Annotated in this window: 14 protein-coding genes and 2 tRNA genes; 2 read left to right on the top strand and 14 right to left on the bottom strand. The window is 64.6% G+C overall.

The genetic code is table 11. The features are described 5' to 3' along the window. Positions 1-219: 219 nt before the first annotated feature. Positions 220-1,236: a 1-aminocyclopropane-1-carboxylate deaminase gene (locus tag VSR72_RS00250; protein ID WP_342950408.1), complete on the bottom strand. Its 1,017-nt coding sequence runs from the start codon at positions 1,234-1,236 to the stop codon at positions 220-222. Positions 1,237-1,431: 195 nt separating this feature from the next. On the opposite strand from VSR72_RS00250, the gene VSR72_RS00245 reads away from it, so the two are divergent. Next, on the top strand, positions 1,432-1,932 hold the full coding sequence (locus VSR72_RS00245) for an Lrp/AsnC family transcriptional regulator (protein ID WP_342950407.1): 501 nt from the start codon (positions 1,432-1,434) through the stop codon (positions 1,930-1,932). A 109-nt stretch (positions 1,933-2,041) separates the two neighbouring features. On the opposite strand, the gene VSR72_RS00240 is transcribed toward VSR72_RS00245, so the two are convergent. From VSR72_RS00240 to VSR72_RS00185, 12 genes are all read right to left on the bottom strand, one after another. Beyond that, a tRNA-Ala gene (locus VSR72_RS00240) sits at positions 2,042-2,117 on the bottom strand. Between the two features lie 171 nt (positions 2,118-2,288). Continuing rightward, a complete protein-coding gene (locus VSR72_RS00235) occupies positions 2,289-2,600 on the bottom strand; it encodes a hypothetical protein (RefSeq protein WP_342950406.1) in 312 nt (103 codons plus the stop codon). 23 nt (positions 2,601-2,623) lie between these two features. Beyond that, positions 2,624-4,054 carry an alginate export family protein gene (locus tag VSR72_RS00230; protein WP_342950405.1) on the bottom strand — a complete coding sequence of 477 codons (1,431 nt, stop codon included), beginning with the start codon at positions 4,052-4,054 and terminating at the stop codon, positions 2,624-2,626. Between the two features lie 5 nt (positions 4,055-4,059). Beyond that, entirely contained in the window at positions 4,060-5,004 is a 945-nt protein-coding gene (locus VSR72_RS00225) for a glyoxalase (RefSeq protein WP_342950404.1), read from the bottom strand. Between the two features lie 38 nt (positions 5,005-5,042). Beyond that, a complete protein-coding gene (locus tag VSR72_RS00220) occupies positions 5,043-5,780 on the bottom strand; it encodes a YoaK family protein (RefSeq protein WP_342950403.1) in 738 nt (245 codons plus the stop codon). Continuing rightward, on the bottom strand, positions 5,762-5,992 hold the full coding sequence (locus VSR72_RS00215) for a DUF1427 family protein (protein ID WP_342950402.1): 231 nt from the start codon (positions 5,990-5,992) through the stop codon (positions 5,762-5,764). The genes VSR72_RS00220 and VSR72_RS00215 overlap by 19 nt, the downstream gene beginning before the upstream one ends. A 44-nt stretch (positions 5,993-6,036) precedes the next feature. Then, positions 6,037-6,699 carry a phosphohydrolase gene (locus tag VSR72_RS00210; protein ID WP_342950401.1) on the bottom strand — a complete coding sequence of 221 codons (663 nt, stop codon included), beginning with the start codon at positions 6,697-6,699 and terminating at the stop codon, positions 6,037-6,039. Between the two features lie 35 nt (positions 6,700-6,734). Then, positions 6,735-7,151 carry a DoxX family protein gene (locus VSR72_RS00205; protein WP_342950400.1) on the bottom strand — a complete coding sequence of 139 codons (417 nt, stop codon included), beginning with the start codon at positions 7,149-7,151 and terminating at the stop codon, positions 6,735-6,737. Between the two features lie 19 nt (positions 7,152-7,170). Beyond that, a complete protein-coding gene (locus VSR72_RS00200; protein ID WP_342950399.1) occupies positions 7,171-9,057 on the bottom strand; it encodes an amidohydrolase in 1,887 nt (628 codons plus the stop codon). An 83-nt stretch (positions 9,058-9,140) separates the two neighbouring features. After that, positions 9,141-9,776: a hydrolase gene (locus VSR72_RS00195; RefSeq protein ID WP_342950398.1), complete on the bottom strand. Its 636-nt coding sequence runs from the start codon at positions 9,774-9,776 to the stop codon at positions 9,141-9,143. Between the two features lie 97 nt (positions 9,777-9,873). Beyond that, a complete protein-coding gene (locus VSR72_RS00190) occupies positions 9,874-10,866 on the bottom strand; it encodes an alpha/beta hydrolase (protein WP_342950397.1) in 993 nt (330 codons plus the stop codon). A 182-nt stretch (positions 10,867-11,048) separates the two neighbouring features. Next, positions 11,049-13,985 carry a winged helix-turn-helix domain-containing protein gene (locus VSR72_RS00185; RefSeq protein WP_342950396.1) on the bottom strand — a complete coding sequence of 979 codons (2,937 nt, stop codon included), beginning with the start codon at positions 13,983-13,985 and terminating at the stop codon, positions 11,049-11,051. Positions 13,986-14,305: 320 nt separating this feature from the next. On the opposite strand from VSR72_RS00185, the gene VSR72_RS00180 reads away from it, so the two are divergent. Beyond that, positions 14,306-15,214: an AraC family transcriptional regulator gene (locus VSR72_RS00180; RefSeq protein ID WP_342950395.1), complete on the top strand. Its 909-nt coding sequence runs from the start codon at positions 14,306-14,308 to the stop codon at positions 15,212-15,214. Between the two features lie 106 nt (positions 15,215-15,320). On the opposite strand, the gene VSR72_RS00175 is transcribed toward VSR72_RS00180, so the two are convergent. Beyond that, positions 15,321-15,405, bottom strand: a tRNA-Leu gene (locus tag VSR72_RS00175). Between the last annotated feature and the right edge of the window lie 123 nt (positions 15,406-15,528).

The following is a 15,528-nucleotide window of genomic DNA, read 5'->3' as shown; positions in this document are numbered from 1 at the left end:
TTGGCCGGGTCGTTGTTCCAATCGCCGGTTACCGGGCCGAGCCGACCAAAAAAAACGCCGGGCTAAAAAGCCCGGCGCGGAGTTCGCAGGAAAGGCTTGAGGGCCCGGCACTCCCACGACGTGTAGGGCGCCCATTGTCGATGCGATTCGCCCGGCGCGCCGTGATCAAAGTCAAAGACCATCGCGCCCGCTCGCACTCCGGCAAACCCTCGCCGTTCCTCAGCCGTCGCGGAAGATAAAGCTGTATGCGCTCAACGCGGGCACGCCGCCCAGATGCGCGTACAGCACCTTCGACCCCGGCTCGAATTCGCCGCGGCGCACCTTGTCGATCATGCCGTGCATCGACTTGCCCTCGTACACGGGATCGGTGAGCATACCCTCCATCCGCGCGCACAAGCGAATCGCCTCGAGCGTGCCATCGTTGGGCAACCCGTATTCCGGGCCGGCGTAACGCGTGTCGAGCACCACGTCCTTTTCGCCGATATCGCGGTTGAGGTCCACGAGCCCTGCGGTATGACGCGCAATGCGCGTGATTTGCGCGTGCGTCTTCTCCGGCGTAGCCGATGCGTCGATGCCGATCACGCGGTCCGCGCGGCCATCTGCCGCGAAGCCGACCACCATGCCCGCCTGCGTGCTGCCCGTGACCGAACACACGACGATGTAGTCGAACTTGAAGCCCAATTGCGCCTCCTGCGCCCGCACTTCCTCGGCAAAGCCCACGAAACCGAGTCCGCCGAGCGGATGCTCCGAGCAGCCCGCCGGTATCGCGTACGGCTTGCCGCCCGCCGCGCGCACACTCTCGAGCGCTTCCTCCCAACTCGGCCGAATGCCGATGTCGAAGCCATCCGGCACGAGCCGCACGTCCGCGCCCATCATGCGCGACATCTGGATGTTGCCAACCCGGTCGTAGACGGCGTCGGAATAGTTGACCCAGTTTTCCTGGACCAGCACGCACTTCATGCCGAGATGCGCGGCGACGGCTGCAACCTGACGCGTCTGGTTCGACTGGATGCCGCCAATCGAGACCAGCGTGTCGCAGCCTTGCGCGAGCGCGTCGGGAATCAGGTATTCGAGCTTGCGCGTCTTGTTGCCGCCGAACGCGAGGCCGCTGTTGCAGTCCTCGCGCTTCGCGTATAGCTCGACCTTGCCGCCGAGATGCTCGCTCAGGCGCTTGAGCGGCTGGATGGGCGTGGGTCCGAACGTCAGTGGATAACGGGGAAAGCGCTCGAGGTTCATCGAATATCTCCGGGAGGTCGGCTCGTGCAGGGCGGGGTCAACGGTCGGCATGCGGCTGGAACGCGCAATCCGATGGAGAAATGTTAGGCGCCCTGCTGCGAAATGAGCTTGCGAAAAAAATATCGATGACCTACGTTTAAAGCGCTCCGATTGACCCGGTAGCACTTTTAATTCGCCAAACGATTGAATTGCGCAATGAAATTAACCCGACAATCTCCCGCTACGCCAGATGGCCCGCCCGCGTTGGATCGCATCGATCGCGCGATCCTCAGGCATTTGCAGCAGGACGCATCGATTTCGAACGTCAGCCTCGCGGCCAGGGTAAAGCTCAGTGCGCCCGCGTGCCTGCGGCGTGTGGAGCGGCTCAAGGAGTTGGGATTGATACGCGGGATCGTCGCACTGCTCGATCCGAAGGCGCTCGGCGCGGGCATGCTGGTCGTGATCGGCTTCGTGCTCGACCGCTCGACGCCTGAAGCGTTCGCGGCATTTGAAAAAGCGGCCCAGAAGGTTTCAGGCTGTGTGGAATGCCACGTGGTGACCGGCGAATTCGACTACTTCATGCTGGTGCGCACGCGCGACAACGAAAGCTTCAACCAGTTGCATGCGGAGCAGTTGTTGTACTTGCCGGGCGTGCGGCAGGTCCGCAGCTTCATGGTGCTCAAAGAGATTCTTTCGACGCATGCGTTGCCGCTGTGACGATAGACGTGCGAATGCGACCCTTTGCTGAGGATGCCTGAATGTCGATGTAGCGCGGGGAATTGAATCTGGATGATGAAGCTGTGTGGCCGAAGGCCAGGCGTTCTGTTGGTGGAGGTAAGCGGGATCGAACCGCTGACCTCTTGCATGCCATGCAAGCGCTCTCCCAGCTGAGCTATACCCCCATGCAGAACGGCTTCTGCGCCAGTGGGATGACGCAGAATCGAGCAATGTCAGCCAATGTCGTCTAACAGACCTGCTCGAAGAGCGGCGATTATATACGCCGCCCGCGCAACCTCGCAAGCACCTCGCTGCAGTTCAGCGAGCGAACCCGTCAGCAACGACGGCCGACGATTTCACCGAAACTGCGGCATGTCGAACGTGTCGGCCTTCGCCGCGGTCTTCTTGCGGCGCTTGAGCTTGATCTGCGACTGCGCAACGCCGCTCCACATCTGCGCCGCGCGGCGCACCGCGCAATCGAACGATTCGTCCTCCACGGCGGCGCGGCCGTCCACGGTGATCCGCCAGCCGTTGCGAATGCGCGCGCAACTCACGCGATCGTCTTCCATGAGATCGGCGTACCAGCGCCAGACGCGCGCGTCGTCGACATTCGCACGCGTGGCGGCGGCGAGCCGCGCGAGTTCGAGATTATGTGGTTGTATGAGCATCTTTCCCCCTGCCGTGGCCTCGCCTACCAGCCCAGTTTCGCTTCTACGCCAACGTAGTCGGCGTTGCGCGCCCCAAGCGCGCGAATCGAATCGCCGACTTCGAAATGCACGGCTTCGAGCGCAAGCGCCACGTTGTCGTTGACGAGCCAGTCCGCGCGGACCTGTGCATACATGCCGGTCCACAGATTCCCCTTGCCGGCCGTGCCCGGCACCACCGCCATGCCCTGCCCGTAGATCGCATCGGCTGTCGTATCGCGCCATTGAAAACCGAGCGCCGTGAGCAAGGTCACCTTAGGCGTGACCTTGAACGTGAGCGACGGCTTTACGTGAATCAGGTTGCTGTAGCCGGTATAGCCCGCCAGCGTGAAGTAGTACCCGTTCGGAAAGAGCGGATTGAACGTTTCCACGCGACCATCGCCGGGATGCCGGTCACCCGATGCGCCGTCGATCTGCACGCCAAGACGCGGCGCGCCCGGCAGCGCGGCGAACGTATAGCCGCCCAGTGCGCCGAACGCCCACGCGCTCACCGTGTCGGCCCCTACGTGGCCGGTTTGCAGCATCGCTTCGATGTCCCAGTCGAACGACGCGCGCTTGCCCGCATAGCGCGCGTCGAACACGTCGCGCCGCTCGTTGCCGCTCGCGTCGAGAAAGCGCGCGTTGTCGCGCTCGTAGCGCGACCAGTACGCCGAGAGATCGCCGGGCCCCGTCTGCGCGCGCTCCACGCGCACGCCGCTAAACGTGAGGTGGCCGTTCGAGACGTCGTCGAACACTTCAGCATCGCGGTACTGCACCGGCTGCGTGAGATAGCCGATGAAGCGCCACTTGCCGATCTCGTAGTCCGCCCACAGCGCGTCGAACGCCTGGCGCACGTTCGGGCCATCGCGCACGGAAATGAAGCGCTGCAAATCGAACGCCATCTCCTGGCGCCCCACGCGCGCCTTGAAGGTGCCGCCTCCCACGCCATAGACGAACGCTACAAACGCCTGTTCGATGTCGAGCGGATTCTTGTCGACGGGCGTAACGGAGTCCTTACCAAACGGGCGCGCGTCTTCGAGCTGGAAGAAGGCCTGCACATGCTCGCCGAAGCGCGCGTCGGCATGCACTTCGGCGCGCTGGATCACCCAGCTGTCGGGCCGCGCGGCGCCGAGACCGAAGAGCGGCGTATTGTTCAGCTCGAAGCGCTCACGCAGGTTCGCGCCCAGCGAGAGATACCACGCGGGATCGCTGGAAAGCGGTATGTACTTGAGCGAATCGAGCGGCTTGCGCGGCACGCACGGATTGGCGAGCACGCCCCAGTCTTCCTGCCAGCGGTTGAACGACGGAACCGGACGTTTTGCGTCGCAAGCGGCAGCGGAAGTCTGCTGCGTTGTATCCGCATTTGCCGTGCTGGCGTGACATGAAGCGCTCGCGGCGAACACCGCCGCCGCAAGCGTAGACTTGATGCGAGTGCGCATGCCGTTTATTTCGTACGCTGGTGCAGCTCGGCGACATAGCCGCCCGGGAATTCGACCATCGTCGTGCGGCCTTCGACGTTCTGCGCCGGCTGCACCAGCACCTTCACGCCGGCAGCCTGCGCGCGAGCGAGCGTCGCGTCGAGATCGGCTACGTCGTAGCCCGTGGTTTCCGCGCCATAGGGATAAGGCAGCTTGCCGTCGGTCACGAACACGAGCATGTTGCCGAAGCCCGACTCGATACGCACGCGCCGGATCGCTTCGCCGGGTTTGCCGATTTCCGCGCCGTCCGCATGATGGTTGTCGGCAACGATCTTGCCGTGCGAGAAGCGCAAGAAGCGCTTGATGAAGTTCTGCGCCTCGTACTTCGACACGTACACGCGGTTGTCGGGCACACGCTCGAGCGGCGCATACGAAGGCGCCTTCGTGTGCCAGTACAGCTGCATCGTCAGGCCGCCGGGCCACTGGATGATCGCGTCCTTGCCGATCGGATCGTCGAAGGGCTCGACGATCACGTCGGCGCCCGCCGCACGTGCGGCGCGTACGGCACGGTCGATGTCGGTGACGAGATAGCCCGTGCGCTCGTTGCCGAACGGGTGCGGAATGGGCGTCTGGAACGCGAACACCGAAAGCATGCCCACCGGCGTCTGCACGTATTGCGACGCGGTCTTGCTCGGCGTGGGCGTCACCGTGAATACGGCGCGCGGCGAAGCCTTGCCGCCGAAGGTCGCGACGAAGCTGTTGACGAACGCGTCGATGTCGTCGCCCGCTACATAGACATGCGTGGTGTCGTATTGCGGGCCGACCGAGACGACGGGCGTTTGGGCGGTCTGCGAAGCTTGCGGATATTGCGCGTCGTCCGCGAGCGCCACGGCTGCGGGGAACGCAGATCCCAATGCGGCGAGCGCGAGAATCAGCGCGCGCATGGGACGGTGAATGGCGGAAAGATTCACGTAGTGCTCCAGATGAAAGAACGGAAATAGAAAAGGAGTTAGTTGGCCGCTGCGCGCCAGGCGCACGCCGCGAGCGCGCCGAGCAGAACCAGCGGCACGACGAGCGCCCAGAACGACGCCGTGAGCCAGCCCAGCGCGCCGCCGCCCGCGCCGAGCGCGAACGCCAGCACAGGCGGCAACGTGCGTGCGAGGCGCTCGCGCGCTTCGGCGCGCGCGGCGTGTGCGGCGTGCCGGCGATGCGGCGCGAGAAGATCGAAGGCGTCGATCACGGCTTGCGTCACGTTGCCGGTCATGACGGTATTAGCGACCACGCTGCGCGCGGTAAGCCGCGCATGTGCGTTCTGCACGCCCATGCCCGCCGCGCCGAGCAATCCGCAGGCGATGGTGAGCGGCGCATCGGCGTTCGTGATCGGCGCGGCGAACACACCCGCGACCATGAACGCGGCGAGCAGCGCGATCTGCAGCGTGTAGAGTCCGCCCACGCGCGTGCCGTGCGACTGCGTTCGCAGCGCGTCGTCGAACACGCGGGCCACGACGATGCCAGCCACGAATGCGGGAAACGCGAGCCATTTGATCAACAGACCGCTGCCCGCGCCGGCAAGCCCCGAGCCGATGAGAATGAAGTTGCCGGTGACGTGCGCCGTGAACAAGCCGAACAGCGCGACGAAACCGAGCGTATCGACATAGCCCGCGACAAAGGCCAGCACGACGTTCTCGCCCCAGAGCGGGGCAAGCGTGGCCGCCGCCGCGCCAACGCTCAAGGTTCGTTGCTGCATGACGTTTGCACCTTGGTGGTAGTGGCGTGCGTTTGCGTCTGCGCTTGCGGTGTCTGCAGTTGCGCCTGCACGAAAGGAATAGCGTGCTCGCCGATCACGATGCCGAGCAGACCCAGCAAGGCAACGAGCGGCGGCGCGGGCGACTGCACACGCGAGACGTAATAGAGCAGGCCGACCACGATGCCCGCCCCTAGCGAAATCCAGTAAGACATCTTCTGTCCTCCAAGTCCGGCCTGCGTCGAGCAGGCCTTCCGATTTAGTCCTGCCATTGCGAGCCCAGAATCTGCCCGCAGAAGTTTTCCCGGCAATAGTCCGGGTCGATGCGGTCGAGCACGTCGGCGTTGCGCGTGCCGAAGGTCGTTTGCGGCCGATGTGTCACGCCATGCCCGATCGCGCCGATGATCGCCTGCTTGAAGCCCTTGCCGCGCGGATACGCCGCGAGCACGCCAGCGCGCTCGGGGCCCGTATAAGCCTCGAATTGCGCGGCGACCAGGTCCGTGCGCACCGCCGTGGCCAGCACGCCCGCGAGCGGCGAAATGCACTCCGGTATGCCCGGCGACGTATGCAGCGCGATGGCGAGCCACGCGTCGTCCTGCTCGCGCGAACTCGCGCCATGGTGATACAGGAGCCGGCGCGCCGCGTCGGCGCTGTCCAGCTCGTAGCGCATCGTCGAATGCGCATAGGCCGCACTCAAGCCCATGTTTGCGTACATGGCGCTCACGTAGAGTGTCTGGGCATCGCACGCGAGGCCGTTACGACGCGCGCTCAATGAGGCGAATACATATACGCGGTTCGCGTGGCCAAACAGGACCGCGGGCAGCGCCGCGCGGGCGCTTTCTGCCGCCGCTCTTGCGAGCGGCGTGCACGGAATGCGCACCCCCGCCACTTCTCCGTCCATGCCCGCCGATGCTGCTCGCATGCCTCTCGTCTCCCCTTGTTATGATCCGCGACGCTTCACGCCGCTCTCGTACGCGCCGATGCTCGCAGAGCGAGCCGATAGCGTCCCGCGCCGCCCAACGCCACGGTGCCGAACAGAATCAGCAGCATCCAGGCAAATTGCCCCTGCGCGAGCGTCCAGTCCGGATGCACGAGCACGAGCGCCACCACGGTCACGACCAGAATCGGCACCGCCGCCAGCCGCGTGGCAATGCCAAGGATCATCAGCACGGGGCACACGACCTCGGCGAAGATCGCGAAGCCCAGCGTGAACGCCGTGCCCAGATGGAGCGGATCTTCGATTTCACCAAGCTGGCTCTTCATGTGCAGCGCCTTGGGCAGTCCATGCACGAGCAGCACGAGCAGGCTCGCGCTCACGCGCAGGAACAGGAGCGCGGCATCGGTTGCGTCGATTCTTGCGTCGATTCGTTTCATCGCGAAGCGCGCTCCCTGCTCAGAACGCGAAACAGCTACAGCCAAGCGCGCCCCAGAACGCATTGGCGTCGCCCGCGGGCACGTTGCTGCGCCACGCCCAGCCGTGTGCATGCTTGTGCACGCCGCAGAGGTTCACACACGCATTGCTGCACGACTGCGCCAGCGCATCGTTCGCCGTGACGGGACGGTAGCGCGCATAGCCGCCGAACTCCGCAACGGGCGACCACGCCGGGCTCACGGGCAGCGTGGGCGGGCTGAGCGCATCGAATTCGGCGTCGGCATAGACCACACGCCCGTTCACCACGGTGAGCACCGAAGTCAGATGCTTGATTTCCTCTTCCTCGATCGTGAAGAAGTCGTCGCTCAGCACCGCGAAATCTGCGAATTGACCCGGCACGAGCGCGCCCTTTTTTGTCTCGTCGTTCGAGAACCACGCGCTGCCCACCGTGTAGCGGCGCAGCGCTTCCATGCGCTCCAGGCGGTCGCGCTGCGCGTACATGGGCGTGCCGCCCACCGTGCGCCCGGAAACGAGCCAGTAGAGCGAGACGAACGGGTTGTAGCTCGCCACGCGCGTGGCGTCCGTACCCGCGCCCACGGGCAGCCCAGCCTCGAGCATCTTGCGCACGGGCGGCGTTTGCGCAGCGGCCTGCGCACCGTAGCGCGCAATGAAATACTCGCCCTGGTAAGCCATGCGGTGCTGAACGGCAATGCCGCCGCCGAGCGCCGCAATACGCTCGATGTTGCGATCCGAGATCGTCTCGCAGTGGTCGAAGAACCAGCGCAGGCCGTTGAACGGCGTATCGGCGTTTACGCGCTCGAATACGTTCAGGAAGCGGTCGATGGATTCGTCGTAGGTCGCATGAAGGCGGAACGGCCAACGATTCTGCACGAGCAGGCGCACGACATCTTCGAGTTCCTTTTCCATCTCGCCCGGCAGGTCGGGGCGCGGCTCGAGAAAGTCTTCGAAGTCCGCCGCCGAGAACACCAGCATCTCGCCCGCGCCGTTGACCTTGAGGAAATCGTCGCCGTCGCCGGGGCGCGTGGCCTTCACCCACTTCGCGAAGTCCTCGATTTCGCGCTTCGCATTCTGCGTGAAGAGGTTGTACGCGATGCGCATGGTCAGCTGGTCGCGCTTGGCGAGTTCCATGACCACGGCATAGTCGTCGGGATACGCCTGATAGCCGCCGCCCGCGTCGATGGCGCTCGTCACCGCAAGGCGGTTCAGTTCGCGCATGAACTGGCGCGACGAGTTCATCTGATCGTCGAAGGCAAGCTTTGGGCCCTTCGCGAGCGTGGCGTACAGCAGCCCCGCATTCGGGCGCGCGATGAGCATGCCGGTGGGATTGCCGCGCCGGTCGCGCTGGATCTCGCCGCCCGGCGGGTTCGGCGTATCGCGGTCGTAGCCCGCCGCGCGCAAGGCCGCTGCGTTGAGCAGCGCGCTGTCGTAGAGGTGCAGGATGAAAACCGGCGTGTCAGGCGCGATGGCGTTGACTTCTTCGAGCGTCGGGCCGCGCTTCTCCGCGAACTGGAATTCGTTCCAGCCGCCCACCACACGCACCCACTGCGGCGCGGGCGTGCGCGCGACCTGGGCGCGCAGCATCTCGAGCGCGTCACGCAGCGAGGGCACGCCGTCCCAGCGCAGCTCCATGTTGAAGTTCAGGCCGCCGCGAATCACGTGCAGGTGCGAGTCGTTCAGCCCCGGAATCACGGTGCGCCCGTTCAGGTCGATGCGGCGAGCGTCGTCGCGCGCCCATTGCATGACGTCGCGCTCGTTGCCGCTCGCGACGACCTTGCCGTCCGCCACGGCCAATGCCGTGACGAACGAACGGCGCTCGTCCTGGGTGGCGATTTTGCCGTTGTAGATCACCAGGTCGGCGATGCGGGCAGGTTGATCGGGTGCGCTCATCGACGCCCTCCTGTGTGCTCGATTCGGTTTGCATGGTTCGCGTGCGAAGGCAGGTTCGCTTCGCACGCGTGACTGACTGAAACTCAGGCGGCTTCGCTCGCGTGCTCGCCGAGAATCTGCTTGGCGTAGCGCACGCCAATGCCGTACGCGCTATGCGCCTTGAAGATGTCCATGCAGCCTTCGTAGGTCTCGCCGCGCGCCCAGTCGCGCTGCAGTTCGCACATGAACTGCAGCGAGGTCATCGGCACCGCGCCCGCCTGGATCACGCGCTGCACGGCGCGCTCGTGCGCTTCTTCGGTCACGTCGCCGCATGCGTCGGTCGGCACGTAGATCTCGAAGCCTTCGTTGAGCATCTGCACGGTCGGGAACGCGACGCAGACTTCGGTCCACAGGCCCGCGATCACGATCTTCTTGCGGCCCGTGGCCTTGATCGCCTCGCGAAAGCCCGCGTCTTCCCACGAGTTCATCGAAGTGCGGTCGATCGGCTTGATTTGCGGAAACACCGCCTGCACTTCGGGCAGCAGGTGGCCGCTGAACGTTTCCGAGGCGATCGTCGTGAGGACGGTCGGCACCTTGAAGAGCTTCGCCGCCTTCGCAAGGATCTGGACGTTGTGCAGCACCGAGGTGCGTTCGTGCGAGTGGGTGCCGAAAAACATCTGCGGCTGGTGGTCGATCAGCGCGAGCGCGCAGGTGTCGGGGGTCAGCAGTTCTTTAGCCATGAAAAGCTCCTTGATGGAATATCCGGGTGAAAACCTGAAGCGTTCTGAAATGACGTGCACGGTCACGCGCGCGTCACACGGACCGCGTTGCGTCGTTTCAGGACTTGAGGAAGGCGAGCAGGTCGGCGTTGACCTGATCGACGTGCGTGCTGCACATGCCGTGCGGCGCGCCCGCGTACACCTTGAGCGTCGCGTTCTTGACGATCTTCGCGGAGCGCTTCGCCGAATCGTCGATCGGCACGATCTGGTCGTCGTCGCCGTGCAGGATCAGCGTGGGCACGCTGATCTTCTTGAGGTCTTCGGTGTAATCGACTTCGGAGAACTGCTTGATGCACTCATACTGGCCCTTGATCGAGCCCGCCATGCCCTGACGCCAGAAGTCCTGCACGAGGCCTTGCGAGACCTTCGCGTTGGGACGGTTGAAACCGTAGAACGGCGTGGCGAGGTCGAGATAGAACTGCGAGCGGTTCGCGGCCACACCTGCGCGAATGCCGTCGAACACCGACATCGGCAAGCCGTCCGGATTGGTCGCCGACTTGACCATTTGCGGCGGCACGGCGCCGATCAGCACGGCCTTCGCCACGCGCTTCTCGCCGTGGCGGCCAATGTAGTGCGCCACCTCGCCGCCGCCCGTGGAATGGCCCACGAGCATCGCGCCCTTCACGTCGAGCGCGTCGAGCACCGCGGCCAGATCGTCTGCGTAGGTGTCCATATCGTTGCCCTCGGACGGCTGGCCCGAGCGGCCATGGCCACGGCGATCGTGCGCGATCACGCGGTAGCCCTGGTTCACGAGGAAGAGCATCTGCGCGTCCCACGCGTCGGCGCACAGCGGCCAGCCGTGCGAGAACACAACCGGGGTGCCCGTGCCCCAGTCCTTGAAGTAGATCTGCGTGCCGTCCTTCGCGCTCACGTAGTTGCCGCCGTGATGGTGGCCCGTGCCATGCGCGTGCGGCGCTGCACCTACCGTTGCGGCCGCGTTCGCCGAAAAGCTCGACATGGCGGCCACGGCGCCTGCCATACCCGCGCTAGCCGAAAGCAGCCTGCGGCGCGACGCCGAGGGGATGGGCGAATTGAGTTCCTGCGTGCTCATGCTGATTCTCCGTCGTTGCATCGCTCCCGCATGCGCTGGGCGATGTCACTGCGCGTTGTATTGGATAGCGATGCGGCGATCTGCGAGAAGTCGTTGACCTTCGCCGCATGCCCAACGGCAGCTTAGAGACGGAGCGTTCTGAAGTCCTTGGCGTGAGCTGAAAGTTTCTGAAGCAGAGCGCTTCAGGTAGTGGCAGGTTGTGGCGCAGGCGCGCGCGCGTGGGACGAAGCGCGCTCTTCGTCGAGCTTTGCGTCGAGCATTTCGGCCAGCTTCGCGAGGCGCAGAAAATCGGGCGCCTTCGAAGAAGCGTCCACGCGCGCGCTCATGTCGTTGACCAGAGCCACGGCGCGTTCGACGTCACCCGCCTCGCTGAGCTGCGCAGCCAGATCGATCGCCGCGCGCATTTCCCAGAGCGGCGCGCCATCGGCCCTCGCCTGCTCCATGGCCGCCTCCAGGAGCCGTTGCCCTTCCGACCGGCGCTGCGCGGCCTCTTCTGCGGGCATGCCCTTCAGCTTTGCACGCTGCCACTCCAGCACGCCGCGCGCCCGCAGCAGTTCCGGCAGAAAGAATCGTTCGCCGTTCGCGCGGGCGGATGCCGTGGTCTCGTCCAGCAGCGTGCGCGCCTCATCGAGACGGCCAGTTTGCGCGAGCGCCTGCGCGCGCAACACGACGAACGGCGCGACCACGCGCCGGAAACCTCGCGCAGCGAGCCGCTCGAGCGCGGGTTCCAGGCGTTCGAGCACGCCATCGCTGCGCCCGGCCATCATGTCGGCCTTCGCGCTCAAACACTCGGCGTAATCCAGCCAGATCTCCAGACGATGACTCGCGGCCTGCGAACGCAGCAAGGCCAGATAGTTCGAAGCCGCGTGCTGCTCACCGCAATCGAGCGCGATGGGCACGGCCACGACGGCGAGCACATGGCTGAGCGACGGTTCGAGCAAATCGCCGCGAATCAGCTCCAGCGTGCGTTCGACGAGCTGCATCGCCCGCGCCGGATCGCCCTGCAACAGCGCAATGCGCGCAAGCGTGCCTCTCGCATAGGTCAGCGGCGCAACCGTCAACCAGCCGCGTACCGGCGTGCGGGCGCTCAGTCCGCTAATGGCATTCACCATGCGTTCAAGACGCTCGCGGGCCTGCTCGTGCTCGCCGAAACAATGCAGCGAAATGGCGATCATCTGCTCCGCGAGCCATTGCCGCCACGGCGAGTCGCTGGACGTAGCGGCCTGCTGAAAGCGCGTGGCGTAGCGCAGCGAGGTATGGATGTCGCCCATCGCCAGCATGGTGTTCCACAGGCCCCAGAGCGCGTCGGACGCGAACTCCGCATCGCCTGTCTCGCGCGCACGCCGTTGCACGCGCTCCCATAGCGACACGGCCGTACCCACGTTGTCGCCCGTATGCATGAGCGTGAATGCGTAGGCCGCGCACAACTTCATTTCGCAAACGGCGTCCACCGACCCCGCGGGCAGACTGTCGAGCACCGCCAGCGCCCGGCGCGCGCGCTCGCAACACTCGCGCACGTGCGACGCCGCGAGCAGCGTGCCGACGAGCGCGCCTGCGAGCGCCACGCCCAGCGCGGGGTCGCCGTCGTCGGAGAACGCCCACTCGTAGGCGCTGCGTGCGTCATCGAGCGAAAGCCGCGCGCTTGCGTCCTGGCTGTTTTGCCCCGCTTGCGCCACGAATGCGCCGCTCTCCTCAATGCGCTCGCGCATATAGCGCACGTGGCGCGTGGCGATGACCTGCGATTCGCCTTCGTCGCGCAGTTTTTCGAGTGCATACGCACGCGTACATTCCGTGAGCCGGTACATCGCAATCGCGCCGCGAAACTCGACGTTCAGCATCGACTTGGTCGCAAGCTCGGAGAGGCTCGAAACGATCACGGCAATCGACATGCCGGGCTCGGCCGCCACCGCGCAAACGGCCTCGAAGGTGAAGGTGCCCGCGAAGCACCCGACGCGCCGGAACAGCGTGCGCGAGGCGGCATCGAGCAGCGTGTAGCTCCATTCGAACGTTGCGCGCAGGGTCTGATGGCGCGGGAGGGTGGCGCGCAATCCCCCCGTGAGCAGATTGAGCCGGTCGTCGAGGCGCGAAGCGACGCCTTCCACGCCGAGCGTCGCCACGCGCGCGGCAGCCAGTTCGATGGCGAGCGGGAGGCCTTCGAGCCGCCGGCAGATTTCGGCGACGCGCGCAATGCTCGCCTCGTCTCGCGCGCAGTCGGGCGCGAGTGCGCGGGCGCGGCACAGGAAAAGCGCAACGGCCGAGTAGCCGGGCATGGCTTCGGCTGGCACACCGCTCGCGGGAACGGCGAGCGGCTCGAGGCGCAGCACGGATTCACCCCAGATATGCAGCGGCTCGCGGCTCGTCACGAGCAGGCGCACGGCGTGATTGCGCGAGACCAGCGTATCGGCCAGGCTCGCCACGACATCGATCACGTGTTCGGCGTTGTCGAGCACGAGCAGGCAACCGGAAGCGGCAACCGCGCGGGAGATGGCGTCCTCGTAAGACTCGCCAGGACCGGCGCGCTGGCCCAGGGCATCGGCAACCGTGGCGAGCACGGCTTCGCTCGAGCCGGCCTTGCCCAGTTCGACGAAACACACCGTACGGCCGAAGCGCCCTTGCATTTCGCTCGCGATGTAGCGCGCCAGACAGGTCTTGCCGATACCGCCCGCGCCAACCACGGTGGTCACGGGAACCTGGTCGAACTGCTCGACAATGCGCGTGATTTCGCTTTCACGCCCGACGGGATGCGCGGCCCGCAATGCCGCCGGTGCGGCGCCTTCGCGCGGGAGTGCACCCGCGCCAGCCGTGTCGCCGGGCTCCGGGCGTTGGCCAACTTGCTGGCCAACGAGCACATAGCCCCGGCCAGGCACGGTCTTGATGAGATCGCGATCGGCGCCGAGCACCTTGCGCAGGGCGGCCACGTGAACCTGAAGACAATTCTCTTCTACGACGGTGCCGGACCAGACCGCGTCCATGATGGCATCTTTCGAGAGCAAGCCCCCATTCGCGCGATAGAGCGCTTCGAGTACGTCGAATGCCCGCGCCCCAATCCGCACGGGAAGGCCATTACGCCGAATCTCGCGCTGCTCGAAGCTGACCTGCAACGCGCCGATCTGAATCATCGTCATCTCCCGGTTACGTCGACAAAGTGTAATGAGCGGTAATACATACGTCTTGAACAATAATTCGCCGAAATTTCGTTACCGCGAGCGACAGCTCTAATAACGGCGCAGGCGTGAATATTTTTTTAATTGCCTATGCCTGAAATAATCCGGATTTCGAAAGCCGCTTATGCTTGCCTGCCGCAAATGGCGCCGAGCGTCGTGCGTTGCCGTTCGTCAGCGCCAATGGTATAAAAGTCACCTCGATTCGATCGTGTCAGTATTGCCTCCACCCCGACTATTTCGCCGGGTCTGCCCCGCCCGGTATGAGGTTGCCGTTCATGATTCCGCCCGACTCCCCGTTTCGCCAATCGAGCGCGCCAAAAGACAATCTGGGGTGCATTTCCACCAAACTGCGCAAAGACATCCACGTCGATAGCGGCGATATTGCGTTCTATCGGAAATGCATGGTCGAGCCGCAACTGGAGCGCGTGGCAATGCCCGCATGCGATCGAGGCTTTCTGGTGGGCGTATCGCTCGGCAACGCGCACCGCAGGCGAATTTTCACGGGTGCGCGCGCGCTCGACAGACGCTTTGAAACCGATTCGATATATATCCGCGATTTTTCGGAAGACTATCAGGCCGATATGTACGGCAATTTCGATTTCATTCTTGTCGAATTGTCCCGCGCATTTCTCACCCGGCTCGGAGACGAACAGCACGTCCCGACTCTTGGCGGCTTAACCTGCGCGCCGGACCAGAAAGACCCCGTGCTCGGACATCTCTCGCGCGCACTCGCGGGCAATCTTGAAGTTGGCGGTCCGCTCAACCGCTTGTTCGTCGAGCAGATCGGCCTTGCCATGGGGACGCATCTCGCGAAGCAATACGGCGATTTTTCAACGGGCCGCGAGCGCGCAAAGGGTGCGCTATCGGCTGCGGACGAGGCCCGCGCCAAGGAACTCCTGCTCGACAAATCGCATGCGAATGCATCCATTGCGGACATCGCGCGCGAATGCAATCTCTCGCGCGGATACTTCATTCGCGCATTCGCAAAGTCGACCGGGCGCACACCTCACCAGTGGCTGCTCGAACAGCGCACGGAGCAGGCGCGGCAACTTGTCGAGCGAACCCGGATGACGCTCTCGGAAATCGCCACGATCTGCGGTTTCGCCGATCAGAGCCATTTGAGCCGCGTGTTCCTCAAACTGGTCGGCATGTCGCCCGGCGCGTGGCGTCGGCGCGGCGCCTAAGTCGTTTTGAGTTGGAGTCCTGACTATTAAGGCACAAAAGCAAAAAGCCGGCTAATAAGCCGGCTCTCTCGCTCTGTTCGCAGCGTAATCGCGCGAATACAATTCTTGGTGCCGACGGCGAGACTCGAACTCGCACAGCTTTCGCCACTACCCCCTCAAGATAGCGTGTCTACCAATTTCACCACGTCGGCATTCCAGTACGACCCGGGACTCGCTTGATCCTTCCAGGTCCCGTTCCCTCTCGCCTCTTGGGCTCGAAGGGTCGCCATTGTATCGACTCGTCGCGCATTTTTGAAGACCCTGCGCGAAGTTTT

This window comes from Paraburkholderia sp. JHI869 (genome assembly GCF_038900775.1).
Classification (GTDB): domain Bacteria; phylum Pseudomonadota; class Gammaproteobacteria; order Burkholderiales; family Burkholderiaceae; genus Paraburkholderia.
The sequence above is the reverse complement of the archived record's forward strand: the minus strand, read 5'-3'. Positions and strand labels throughout refer to the sequence as shown.

What these genes read in the sequence shown, in the direction of transcription:
- VSR72_RS00195 (WP_342950398.1), bottom strand. Translation starts at nt 9,776, where the DNA reads ATGGCTAAAGAACTGCTGACCCCCGACACCTGCGCGCTCGCGCTGATC.
- VSR72_RS00220 (WP_342950403.1), bottom strand. Translation starts at nt 5,780, where the DNA reads ATGCAGCAACGAACCTTGAGCGTTGGCGCGGCGGCGGCCACGCTTGCC.
- VSR72_RS00210 (WP_342950401.1), bottom strand. Translation starts at nt 6,699, where the DNA reads ATGCGAGCAGCATCGGCGGGCATGGACGGAGAAGTGGCGGGGGTGCGC.
- VSR72_RS00180 (WP_342950395.1), top strand. Translation starts at nt 14,306, where the DNA reads ATGATTCCGCCCGACTCCCCGTTTCGCCAATCGAGCGCGCCAAAAGAC.
- VSR72_RS00205 (WP_342950400.1), bottom strand. Translation starts at nt 7,151, where the DNA reads ATGAAACGAATCGACGCAAGAATCGACGCAACCGATGCCGCGCTCCTG.
- VSR72_RS00235 (WP_342950406.1), bottom strand. Translation starts at nt 2,600, where the DNA reads ATGCTCATACAACCACATAATCTCGAACTCGCGCGGCTCGCCGCCGCC.
- VSR72_RS00200 (WP_342950399.1), bottom strand. Translation starts at nt 9,057, where the DNA reads ATGAGCGCACCCGATCAACCTGCCCGCATCGCCGACCTGGTGATCTAC.
- VSR72_RS00190 (WP_342950397.1), bottom strand. Translation starts at nt 10,866, where the DNA reads ATGAGCACGCAGGAACTCAATTCGCCCATCCCCTCGGCGTCGCGCCGC.
- VSR72_RS00250 (WP_342950408.1), bottom strand. Translation starts at nt 1,236, where the DNA reads ATGAACCTCGAGCGCTTTCCCCGTTATCCACTGACGTTCGGACCCACG.
- VSR72_RS00230 (WP_342950405.1), bottom strand. Translation starts at nt 4,054, where the DNA reads ATGCGCACTCGCATCAAGTCTACGCTTGCGGCGGCGGTGTTCGCCGCG.
- VSR72_RS00215 (WP_342950402.1), bottom strand. Translation starts at nt 5,992, where the DNA reads ATGTCTTACTGGATTTCGCTAGGGGCGGGCATCGTGGTCGGCCTGCTC.
- VSR72_RS00245 (WP_342950407.1), top strand. Translation starts at nt 1,432, where the DNA reads ATGAAATTAACCCGACAATCTCCCGCTACGCCAGATGGCCCGCCCGCG.
- VSR72_RS00185 (WP_342950396.1), bottom strand. Translation starts at nt 13,985, where the DNA reads ATGATTCAGATCGGCGCGTTGCAGGTCAGCTTCGAGCAGCGCGAGATT.